The organism is uncultured Deefgea sp. (genome assembly GCF_947072475.1).
Taxonomy (GTDB): Bacteria; Pseudomonadota; Gammaproteobacteria; order Burkholderiales; family Chitinibacteraceae; genus Deefgea.
Window position 1 is genome coordinate 1 of record NZ_CAMTIA010000081.1, and the last position, 10,215, is coordinate 10,215.

Consider the following 10,215-nt stretch of genomic DNA (forward strand, 5'->3'; position numbering starts at 1 on the left):
GGGCTTGGGCTTGGGCTTGGGCTTGGGCTTGGGCTTGGGCTTGGGCTTGGGCTTGACAGGGTACTGCCGTTGGCTCCCAAGTCAAGCCAAAGCGTCGCTGAAACCGCCGGATTCCAACCCGCACCGACATAGGCCGTATGCGCAGTAATGGCCTGATAAGTATGATTTTGATAACTTACCCGTTGGCCCAGCGAGTAAGTTTTTCCTTCTTGCCAGACTGGATCTGCAGCATATGCAACACTTGCTACGCTCAAAATCGTGGCGGCCAAGATGGCCCTGTTAAACTCATTCATTCTGTCTCCATCCTGTTCATTTTTATAATAATGAATCAAAGTCATTGCTCACCCTAAAGCCGCAGTGAGCCAACCACACTAAACGATGAGGAAGAATGACGAAATAGCAGAATGACACTTGCATTTTGTCCGAATCGAACATGTCGATGATCTATCAAGAGTTATTTGAGATTGGCCCAGAAACGCAGCAAATGAGCGTTGGCGTGCGCCCGTTTCATCACCCGCAACTAACCAGCCTTGCCGAGCATCATATTCACTTTATGGGCGTGTCCGAGGCGCGTGGGCAGTTTCATATTGAGCGAATGGGCGCGCCATTTCATATCTTATTGATTGGCGTCGAAGGACAAGGCGACATTATTGATGGCGAGCGCAGACTGACTTTAGGGCCCAATCAACTCGCAGTATTACCGGCGTATGGCCATCGTGGCTTTCAGCGGCGCAGTGAACATTGGCGCTTTGCTTGGTTTTTGCTCGATGACGTGCCCTACTGGAATAAACTCGCAGGCAGCGATGCGAGCGTTGTTTCGGTGCAATATGCGCACAATCTATTTTATGCCCTACATACATTGTGCTTTGAAGCGCGAATCAAACAACAATCTCAAGCCGGCAGTGCGCTGCAATTGGTGATGACTTTATTACAGCGTATGCTCAACGGCGCGGTGCAAAGCGTGGCATTGCCGGATCGATTACAGCAATTATTTTCCGGCATTGCTTATGCGCCCGCTCAAAGCTGGCGTGTCGATGTTCTAGCGCAGCAATATGGCGTGAGTGCAGCGCATTTCCAAAGATTGTGCTTAAAACATTTGGGCGCTACGCCGCAGCAATTGATTATTCAGCAACGCATGCAAAGAGCCCATCAATTGCTATCGAGTGGCAATCATAGCGTCAGCGATGTCGCAATCATGGTCGGTTATGAAGAAATCGCCAGTTTTTCACGGCGCTTTCGCAGTCATTTTGGCTTACCGCCGGGTGAAATTAGTCGCGCGCAACAGCGCAAACAGCACGATACCCACCCCAGCGTAACGCCAAACTGACAGCGAACTTGGTAGTCTCAATCGCTCACCATTCAAATCCCGTCCGGCCTCGTGGCGAAGGCTTTTCACGGTATAAATACCGCAGCACTATGGCGTTTTTACGCAGAGAATCAATGACTTAAACGTTAAAATTAGCAATTAATTATATTGATATTGTGCAATGCCTAGCTTATTTTCTAAATTACTCAATCTTGAGCCCAATACTGCGGCCAATCCAACGGCTGTAAGTGCCCTAGCACCGAGCAATCCCCACATTGAAGTGCATGAACTTGATGTCGAAAGTTATATCAGCGAGCTATGCCAATTGATCGCCAAGAATCAACTCGACACCGATTTACGCCAAGATTATGAAGCGCAATTGGCGCAAATTGCGCGCCACACGCCTTTGCGTGCGAGGACTCAATAAGCCGCAGCGCAGCCACATGATATTTAATCAGCGGATAAAACTGATTATTTACTGTCGATTTACGACAGAACTCGTTATGCTACAGTGCTTATCATTGTTGGATTTAGCCAATGAATTTACTCAGTAGCACGCTGCTGATTGCCTTATTGATTGCAATTAGTGCCTTTTTATCAATTTCAGAAATTTCACTCGCCGCCAGCCGTAAGCTTAAACTAGAGCAAATGCGCGATGAAGGCGACGCCCGCGCCGGTCTGGTTTTGGGCCTACAGTTGCAACCTGGGCACTTTTTTACTGCCGTGCAAATTGGCGTCAATGTCGTCGCTATTTTGGCCGGTGTACTCGGCGAAAGTGTTTACGCCCAAGCCTTTACCCAATTTTTTAGCCAATACATCCATCCTACGCAGGCGCAAAGTCTGGGTTCGATTGGCTCATTTCTGATGGTCACCACCGCGTTTATTTTAATTGCCGATCTGATTCCCAAACGAATTGGTATGGCGGCGTCTGAAGCCGTTGCAGTGCGGATTGTGCGGCCGATTTTATTTTGCGTCTCTTGCTTACGGCCTTTGGTTTGGTTTTTTAATGGTTTAGCCAACTGGGTGATTCAACGCCTTGGCTTGCCTGCCGCACGGTTAAATGACATTACCACCGAAGATATTTTGGCCTTAGCCAATGCTGGCGCTTTAGCTGGCGTAGTCGCCAAACAAGAGCATCAACTGATTGAAAACGTTTTTGAGCTCGAAGAGCGTACCGCACCATCGAGCATGACTGCGCGCGAAAACATTATCTGGATTGATCGTTTAGAAAGCGATGAGCTGATCAAAAATAAAATCTTGGCCCACCCGCATGCCAAGTTTCCGGTATGTATGGGTAATATTGATCAAGTGATTGGTTATGTCGATTCACAAGATATTTTAAGTAATGTGCTACGCGGAGAAAGTATTTCATTACGCGGCGATGGCCTATTGCGCAATGCGCTGATTTTGCCTGAATCGCTGACGCTGGCTGAAATCATGGCGCACTTTAAAGCGGCGCGCGAAGACTTTGCCATCATCATCAATGAATATGCTTTAGTCGTTGGTCTGATTACGATGAATGACATTACCGGCATGCTAATGGGCGATCAATATATTGCGCCTGACGAAGAACAAATCGTCCAGCGCGATGAAAACTCGTGGCTGGTCGATGGCATCACGGCGATTGGCGATTTAGAGCGCGTCTTGCAAATCGAAGCCTTCCCCGATGATGATCAATACGAAACCATTGCCGGTTTTATGATGTATATCTTACGCAAAGTGCCCAAGCGCACCGATTGCGTGATTCATGCTGGGTTTAAATTTGAAGTGGTCGATATTGATCATTATAAAATTGACCAATTATTAGTCACCCGCGTGCAAAGCGAGAGTTCCAGCCCATCCGTTTAACTCGGCCAGCAGCGCTAATCATCCTCGGCGCTGCTGCGCGTCTACCTGCCAAATCCAACTTAACTGTGGCTAAATTTACGTAAAACATTATTTTCATGTAATTTACATGACAAATTAACGAATAATAATATACCATTTACGTAACAATATATTGAGCTACTGTGACAGCATGTATCACAGGCAGGCTGCGGCTTATGGCTTCAAAAAAGGATAAAGCATGAATTTTCTGATTGTGCCGGGCTTGAATGGTTCTAATGAAGCGCACTGGCAAAGTCGCTGGGAAAAAACCAATAGCAACTTCAGTCGCGTTGAGCAAGCGAACTGGGATTGTCCGCAACATGATGCTTGGCTGGCCAATTTAGACGCCGCAGTACAACGCTCAGGCCCAGACACGATCTTAATCGCCCATAGTTTAGGCTGTTTACTCGTTGCCAATTGGGCGGCACAAACCACCAAATCGATCCGCGGTGCTTTTCTAGTCGCGCCACCTGATCCACGCCATCCGCATTTTCCAGATGCTGCGATCGGTTTTGATGCACTTTCAAAAGCGCCACTGCCCTTTCCCAGCATGGTCGTCACCAGCAGTAATGACCCTTATGCTTCACTCGAATTTGCCATCCACACGGCAACGGCATGGGGCAGTAGCTGGAAAAACCTTGGCGCTTATGGCCATATTAATGTGGCGAGTGGTTTTGGCGATTGGCCTGCTGGCTTGGCATTACTGAATCAATTACTTAGCCAATGTCAGCAACTGGAATTAAGCGCTAATTTGGCTTAGGGTCAGTGCGGGTTTGATGGGCAAAAATAAAGCGAGTGCCATTGGCCTCGCTTTATTCATGGTTAACTCAAAATCACAGCAATTAGAATTTCAAACCAACACCAGCGTACAAGCCGTCTGCAACGGTACGGGTGTAGCGATCATGGAACTCGGCTTGGCTAAAGCGGTAACCGAAATCAATGGCAATCGGTTTGCTGATATTGAAACGAACGCCGACAGAAGAATCAACATAGCTGGTCAAGCTACCTGAAGACGCAAAGCTTGGCGCCCAATAGGCGCTGCCATAAAGCGAAAACTGCTGAGTCAATGGGATGGTCAAATCGCCACCAAAAGACAGCGCATATTCAGTATCGCTGTAATTAAAGTCGAGCAAATTGGCCTTAGCGCCCAGCGTCAAGGTATTGTCACCGAGCGGAATATTCTTACCCAAGCCGATATTGGCAATCGTATTTTCGCGGTCGTAGTTGTATAACAAGTCGGCCGAAAGCTTGAGTTGATTGATGTTATTGCTGTAATGCGCACCGACGTATTCATGACCGATTGAAGCTGAAAAATCGCTTGCATGTGCGCCAACAGAAAGTGCTAACGCACAGGCAGTGATATAAATACGCATGAAAATAGTATCCGGCAGATAAATTGGCCGCAAAGCTTACAGTTTTTATGCGCATCGCCGCTATGTACAAATATACAGATCGGCATGCCTTACTGAATTTAGCGTCAAAACCACGGTAAACGCTGGCAATAATGATCCAATAACAAAGCGGCAAACAGCCACGCCAAATAATGAATCGAATAGCGAAACAGCGCTTTGGCCAAGGCATCACTGGGCTGACGATACAATTGCCACGCTCGGCGCAAAAAACCGACATTAAGCCAAATCGCTGCCAAAGCATAAACTCCGGCAGAAAAACCCAAAGCCAATGGCAGTAAAGTCGTTGCCGCCAAAATCCATGAATACAGCCAAATCGCCAATTGCGTAAATGCGCGGCCATGCGTCACCGGCAACATCGGCAAGCCCGCTCGGCGATAATCATCCAGCCGATATAAAGCTAAGGCCCAAAAATGCGGTGGGGTCCAAGCATAAATAATCAAAAACAACACCGCCGCCTCGGGCGGAACTGAATTAGTCATTGCCGCCCAACCCAGCACTGGCGGCATTGCACCCGCAGCGCCACCAATCACAATATTCTGCGGGGTTAGCGGCTTTAACCAATGGGTATACACCACTGAATAAGCAAAAAAGGTAGCTAGCGTCAGATACATGGTGAGTGTATTAACAAACAGCCCCAACATCATTAAACCCAAGCAGGTGCAAAACAGCGCATACACCGCCGCCCACTGCCAAGATAAATGCCCTTGCGGCAAAGGGCGCAAATGCGTTCTCACCATTAAGGCATCGCGCTGACGCTCCAAAATACAGTTGGCGGCGGCAGCCCCAGTCGCCACCAAAGCAATGCCAATACACGCAGCCAACAACACCGACCATTGCATACTGCTGGGCATGGCCAAGAGCATCCCAATCAAGGCGCAAAACACAATCAGCACCACCACCCGTGGCTTACCTAAACGCAATAAATCACTGCCGCGATGCGAAACAACGATGGCCAAGCTATTCATATCGAGCTCCTGACCCACGCCGCTTCAAGGCGCGCAGTCGCAGTGTATTGAGCCGCCGGCACGCGCGCGGCGATAAAAACGATCATCGCTAACAACAGCGCAGCACCGCCGTTATGCGCGACCGCCAATGGCAAGGGTAATGAATACAGCACATTGCTGATCCCCAGACCAATCTGTAGCAATAATGCTGCCGCCAACGGCAATGCCAAACGGCTTGAGCGCTGATGCAATACATAAATTAAGCGCCCAATCACCAGCAGCACCAGCATGGCACCCAAGCGATGCAAGCTTTGGATCGCCGCTAAATGCGCCAAGCTTAAAGACACACCATCGGCCGTTTGCCCCAATAAGCGATCAGGGCGAAACGCCTCCCAAACGCCGCTATGCCCTGCGAGCTCGTTTTGGCAAAAAACTGAAGTTGAACACGCCAAGCCAGCGTAATTAGTTGAGACCCAACCGCCCAAAATAATTTGTCCGGTGAGCAGTAAAAGCGCCAGATAACAAGCCGATCGCACCTCAGCAAAAGCCGCCGGCAGCGGGGTGGCGATTCGGCCTGCCATCGCCACCAATAAAGCCAGCAAACTCATGCCCCCCAATAAATGCGCCGTGACCACCGCTGGCATGAGTTTTAAAGTTACCGTCCACATGCCAAGCAGCGCTTGAAAAACAATCAGCAGCACAGGTAAAACAATCAGCCACCTTGGCAAGCGCTCTGGCCGTTGTCGCCACGATAAAATCGCCAAAGCCAACACCAGCACGCCTAAACCGGCGGCCACATAACGGTGCAGCATTTCTTTACTGCCTTTGCCGGCATGCACTTCCCCACCAAAGGTTTGCTCGGCCCGAGTCATCTCGTGCGGCTCATCGGGTGCGGTGAGTTGCCCATAACAACCGGGCCAATCTGGACAACCCAAACCCGCATCCGATAACCGCACATACGCGCCCAGCATGATGAGGGTGAACGTCCAAAGGATGGTTAGTAGCAATAGCGCTCGAATCATCATTCACCTCAAGTTAAGTCGATAGGCCAACGTTTTTTGCCTCGTTGTCTCGTCTGGTCGTACTCAAGTCCTGCCGGTAGCTTCACCGCCTTGCCAGCCAACTTTTGTACTGACACTTAAACCTCGATTGTTTTTTAAAATGGTCGCAATCTCTTGAATGGTTTTTTGCCGCCCAGCGACGTCTTGCAACAACGCTGGCGGATAAAAAATCACCGCATTGCCATGCGGATCAATCAGATATAAACCCGAGGAAAAATGCGCTGGCAATGGCATTGAACACGCCGCAACACTGCGAATCCGCCCACGCTCGCGCCCTTGGGCCATTTGCAATTGCTGGGCGCTCATCATCAATTGAGTGGCCAAGGCGCTGCAGCCCGCAGGGTCATGCGCCACCAAGCGCCATTGCTGATCGGCCGCTACAAGCGGTTGCGCCAATAATTGGCCATAGCTATGGCCCCCTTTAACGTCGCCGCTGACCCAAAACCATTGCGCCAATAACACCGGCGAGATACATAGGGCCAGTATTGATATCAAAACAAATCTAGATCTAGCCTTTACTGACATACCCCCTCCTTGCTGCCAAGTAGAACTGCCACCATAAATACGCCCCCAAAGCACTCATCAGCCACCAACTAAGGGCATACGCCAAATGCCGCGCCACCCCCATCGGTCTATCCACCGTTAAAGGATAAATACCCGCCGGGGCATCTAGCGCCACGCCATAAGCCATCGGCATGGGTAAATGCGCCCAAGCAGCAAAACGGCCAAGATCTAAATTTTGAAATACCCGCCCCTGAATCGGCGTCGCGCCCAATTCAATAAAGCGCGGCCACGGCTGAATCGTCACTCGCGGCATCTCTTGAGCGATTGGCGGCAGCACCCGCTCGCCAGGCGACCACCAACCGCGGTTAACCATCACAATCGAGCCGTCTTTTAAACGAAAAGGCGTAATCAAGTGATAACCCAACTTGCCATCTAAAATCCGCTGATCGAGCAGCATCTCGGCTTGATTTAACCACTCACCATCAAGCAATAACACCCGCCAAGCCGGTGGCACGCCTTGCGACCAGGTGAGCGTGGGTAAAGCTTGCTGGACCTCGATTTGATCGATCAAACTTTGCTTTTGATTGGCCCGCCACATCTGCCAAGCACCTAACAACAAAGTCAGTAACACCAAACCCGCCAAAAAAATCAGCGCAGCGTACTGCCGTTTGCGCAAAATCTGTTGATTTGGCTTAAGCTGATGAGCTGGAGGATCGGGAATGAAAATCGTACTCATAGCACTACTCCTAACCATCATGGCACTGCTTGTGCTCGCTTTAACTCGCCTAATCCGTGGGGAATCACAACGCTTACTCACCCTACTCGCATGGCGAGTGGCATTGTCGATGGGCTTATTTTTACTTCTGATTCTCAGTGGCCTAATGGGCTGGATTACGCCTAATTTTTAAGCCATGACACCAAGCTGTCGGCAAAAAGGCCAAGCCTTGATCAAGCCGCTTTGGGTTTACGCTGGCGAGCCTGTCTGCTTATAGCCAATACACCAAAATAAACAGCAATAACCACACCACATCGACAAAATGCCAATACCAAATCGCCGCCTCAAAACCAAAATGGGCTTGCGGGGTAAAGTGGCCTTTTTGCACCCGAAACCACATCACCGCCAAAATAATCGTGCCGACCAACACATGCATGCCATGAAAACCGGTCAGCATATAAAACGTCGCGCCATAAGCGCCTGAAGCCAAGGTTAAATGCAGCTCATTCCACGCATGCCGATACTCATACGCCTGCAAACATAAAAACAAGGTGCCCAGCACAACGGTAATGCCTAAGCCCAGGCTGAGTTGCTGCCGTTTATTCTGCATTAATGCCCAATGCGCCCAAGTTAACGTCAGGCCCGACGTCAATAAAATGCCGGTATTGAGCGCAGGTAAGCCCATCGCACCCATCACATGATAAGCCGCAATTTTGGGGCCGGTTGCCATCGGCCAATCGGCCTTAAAAGCCGGCCATAGCAAGCTTTGCGTATCGCTAAAAAAGCCCAATTCGGGAACAGAAATCACCCGGGTATAAAATAAAGCGCCAAAAAATGCGGCAAAAAACATCACTTCAGAAAAAATAAACCAGCTCATTCCCCAACGAAATGAATAATCCACCTGCAGACCATATTGCTGCGCCGTTGACTCTTTCACCACGTCGCCAAACCAGCCAAATAGCATCCAAATCAAAATCGCCGCGCCCAGCAATAAGCTCCAAGTACCCAGCGAAACTTGATTCAGACTCAGTGCCGCACCCAAGCCAATAAAAAACAAGGCCACCGCCCCGACCACCGGCCAGCGCGAGGGGGGCGGCACAAAGTAATGCGCATCGTGAACGCCGTTCTCTACATTCATGCTCCACCTCTCACTAAATATCGCGCCAAAGCCAGCAATAGCGCCGCTAAAAGTAGCGCGCACAGCACCGCAGCGGCGATTAAATACGGCAATTTAAGCGGCGCTCGCTCGGCGTTTTTGCGACTTCTCACGCCAAAAAACCCCGCCAGCACTGCCAATATCGTCGCCCATAAGGTCTTCATGGCTGGGCCATTTTTTGCAAACTATACGACAAAGTCGCCGCGCCCATTTCGGCGGGCAATTGGTCGGCAACCAATAACACCACCGTCACTTCACGCCGCTCTTTGGCCGCTATTTGCAATTGATCAAAACAAAAGCATTCTAATTTTTGTAATAAGCCTGCCGCCCGCACCGGCGCAAAACTTGGCACGGCGCGCACTTGTAATACTTGGTCGGATTCGTTTTGCAACACAAAGCGCGCTTTGACAACCCCGCCCGCTTTGGCCATCACCACCGGATCTAAAGCCTGCATCGTCATCGGCAAGTCGGCGGCCACATTGCTATCAAACTCCAAGCGCAGCGCAGCGCCCGGTTGAGTAATGGCCGCCTGTGCCCGATCTAGGCCAATGGCTTTACAAAATGCGCTATACAGCGGCGATAAGGCATAGCCAAAACCAAACATCAACAGCGCCACCACCATTAAACGCAACGCCAAACGCTGATTTTTTTGCGTTAAATCCATCGTTGATCCTTGCTGATGCGAGGTCAAACCGTGAAATAAACTTGTCTGAGCATCACGGCGATAAAAAACAGTACCGCCAGCAACACCAGTTTTAGCGCGGTTTTATGATTGCGTGTCATCAATCGTTCTCCAAACCTTGCGCGCGTAAACCGCGCTGCACGGTGGCTAAATCCGGCGGCGTTTCCCAAGTATGATGTGGCGCAGGCGAAGGCACTTCCCATTCCAAGGTATTGCCGCCTTCCCATGGCCGACTCGGCGCCGGGCCAACACCGCCGCGAATGGTGTGAATCACATTGAATAAAAAGAACACCTGACCGAGACCAAAACACAGCGCGCCGACGCTAGCGATGACATTAAAGTCGGTAAATTGCAGCGCATAATCCGGAATCCGCCGAGGCATGCCAGCGAGCCCCAAAAAATGCATCGGGAAAAACGTCACGTTAAACCACAGCATCGACCACCAAAAATGAAACTTGCCGCGCCCCTCGTGGTACATAAAGCCGGTCCATTTTGGTAACCAGTAGTATGTGGCTGCAAACAAGCTAAATAGCGCGCCAGCGACCAATACATAATGAAAATGCGCGACC

The 10,215-nt window shown here is 50.2% G+C and carries 15 protein-coding genes; 5 read left to right on the plus strand and 10 right to left on the minus strand.

The window, feature by feature from the left end; translation table 11 throughout:
- Positions 1-293 (minus strand): carbohydrate-binding protein (locus tag Q0V82_RS15660; RefSeq protein WP_374758556.1); only part of this gene is annotated, 293 nt, incomplete at its 3' end.
- Positions 294-433: 140 nt separating this feature from the next.
- Between Q0V82_RS15660 and Q0V82_RS15665 the strand changes: the two genes are divergently transcribed.
- The 4 genes from Q0V82_RS15665 to Q0V82_RS15680 all read left to right on the plus strand — a co-directional run bounded on the left by Q0V82_RS15665 (position 434) and on the right by Q0V82_RS15680 (position 3,932).
- A complete protein-coding gene (locus Q0V82_RS15665) occupies positions 434-1,327 on the plus strand; it encodes an AraC family transcriptional regulator (protein WP_297577237.1) in 894 nt (297 codons plus the stop codon).
- A 160-nt stretch (positions 1,328-1,487) separates the two neighbouring features.
- A complete protein-coding gene (locus Q0V82_RS15670; RefSeq protein ID WP_297577239.1) occupies positions 1,488-1,733 on the plus strand; it encodes a hypothetical protein in 246 nt (81 codons plus the stop codon).
- A 110-nt stretch (positions 1,734-1,843) separates the two neighbouring features.
- Positions 1,844-3,154, plus strand: coding sequence for a hemolysin family protein (locus Q0V82_RS15675; protein WP_297577241.1), 1,311 nt, complete (start codon positions 1,844-1,846; stop codon positions 3,152-3,154).
- Between the two features lie 217 nt (positions 3,155-3,371).
- A complete protein-coding gene (locus tag Q0V82_RS15680) occupies positions 3,372-3,932 on the plus strand; it encodes an alpha/beta hydrolase (protein WP_297577243.1) in 561 nt (186 codons plus the stop codon).
- An 82-nt stretch (positions 3,933-4,014) separates the two neighbouring features.
- Here the strand turns inward: Q0V82_RS15680 and Q0V82_RS15685 are convergent, their stop codons facing one another.
- The 5 genes from Q0V82_RS15685 to Q0V82_RS15705 all read right to left on the minus strand — a co-directional run bounded on the left by Q0V82_RS15685 (position 4,015) and on the right by Q0V82_RS15705 (position 7,829).
- Positions 4,015-4,545 (minus strand): YfaZ family outer membrane protein, encoded by a 531-nt coding sequence (locus Q0V82_RS15685; protein WP_297577245.1) that lies wholly within the window; start codon positions 4,543-4,545, stop codon positions 4,015-4,017.
- 104 nt (positions 4,546-4,649) lie between these two features.
- The gene (gene cyoE, locus Q0V82_RS15690; protein WP_297577248.1) at positions 4,650-5,549 is read right to left on the minus strand and encodes a heme o synthase; all 900 of its coding nucleotides are present in this window, start codon (positions 5,547-5,549) and stop codon (positions 4,650-4,652) included.
- Entirely contained in the window at positions 5,546-6,553 is a 1,008-nt protein-coding gene (locus Q0V82_RS15695; protein ID WP_297577250.1) for a heme A synthase, read from the minus strand. The genes cyoE and Q0V82_RS15695 overlap by 4 nt, the downstream gene beginning before the upstream one ends.
- A 60-nt stretch (positions 6,554-6,613) precedes the next feature.
- Positions 6,614-7,084: a hypothetical protein gene (locus Q0V82_RS15700; protein ID WP_297577252.1), complete on the minus strand. Its 471-nt coding sequence runs from the start codon at positions 7,082-7,084 to the stop codon at positions 6,614-6,616.
- Positions 7,085-7,097: 13 nt separating this feature from the next.
- On the minus strand, positions 7,098-7,829 hold the full coding sequence (locus Q0V82_RS15705) for an SURF1 family protein (protein WP_297577254.1): 732 nt from the start codon (positions 7,827-7,829) through the stop codon (positions 7,098-7,100).
- Here Q0V82_RS15705 and Q0V82_RS15710 point away from each other — a divergent pair.
- On the plus strand, positions 7,813-8,001 hold the full coding sequence (locus Q0V82_RS15710) for a DUF2909 family protein (protein WP_297577256.1): 189 nt from the start codon (positions 7,813-7,815) through the stop codon (positions 7,999-8,001). The two genes, Q0V82_RS15705 and Q0V82_RS15710, sit on opposite strands and share 17 nt — an antisense overlap.
- A gap of 78 nt (positions 8,002-8,079) precedes the next feature.
- On the opposite strand, the gene Q0V82_RS15715 is transcribed toward Q0V82_RS15710, so the two are convergent.
- The 4 genes from Q0V82_RS15715 to Q0V82_RS15730 all read right to left on the minus strand — a co-directional run.
- On the minus strand, positions 8,080-8,946 hold the full coding sequence (locus Q0V82_RS15715) for a cytochrome c oxidase subunit 3 (RefSeq protein ID WP_297577258.1): 867 nt from the start codon (positions 8,944-8,946) through the stop codon (positions 8,080-8,082).
- The gene (locus tag Q0V82_RS15720) at positions 8,943-9,128 is read right to left on the minus strand and encodes a DUF2970 domain-containing protein (protein WP_288842218.1); all 186 of its coding nucleotides are present in this window, start codon (positions 9,126-9,128) and stop codon (positions 8,943-8,945) included. Before Q0V82_RS15720 ends, Q0V82_RS15715 begins: the two co-directional genes overlap by 4 nt.
- Positions 9,125-9,628, minus strand: coding sequence for a cytochrome c oxidase assembly protein (locus Q0V82_RS15725; protein ID WP_297577262.1), 504 nt, complete (start codon positions 9,626-9,628; stop codon positions 9,125-9,127). Before Q0V82_RS15725 ends, Q0V82_RS15720 begins: the two co-directional genes overlap by 4 nt.
- Positions 9,629-9,746: 118 nt before the next feature.
- Positions 9,747-10,215: cbb3-type cytochrome c oxidase subunit I (locus tag Q0V82_RS15730; protein ID WP_297577264.1), on the minus strand; the 469-nt coding region annotated here is incomplete at its 5' end.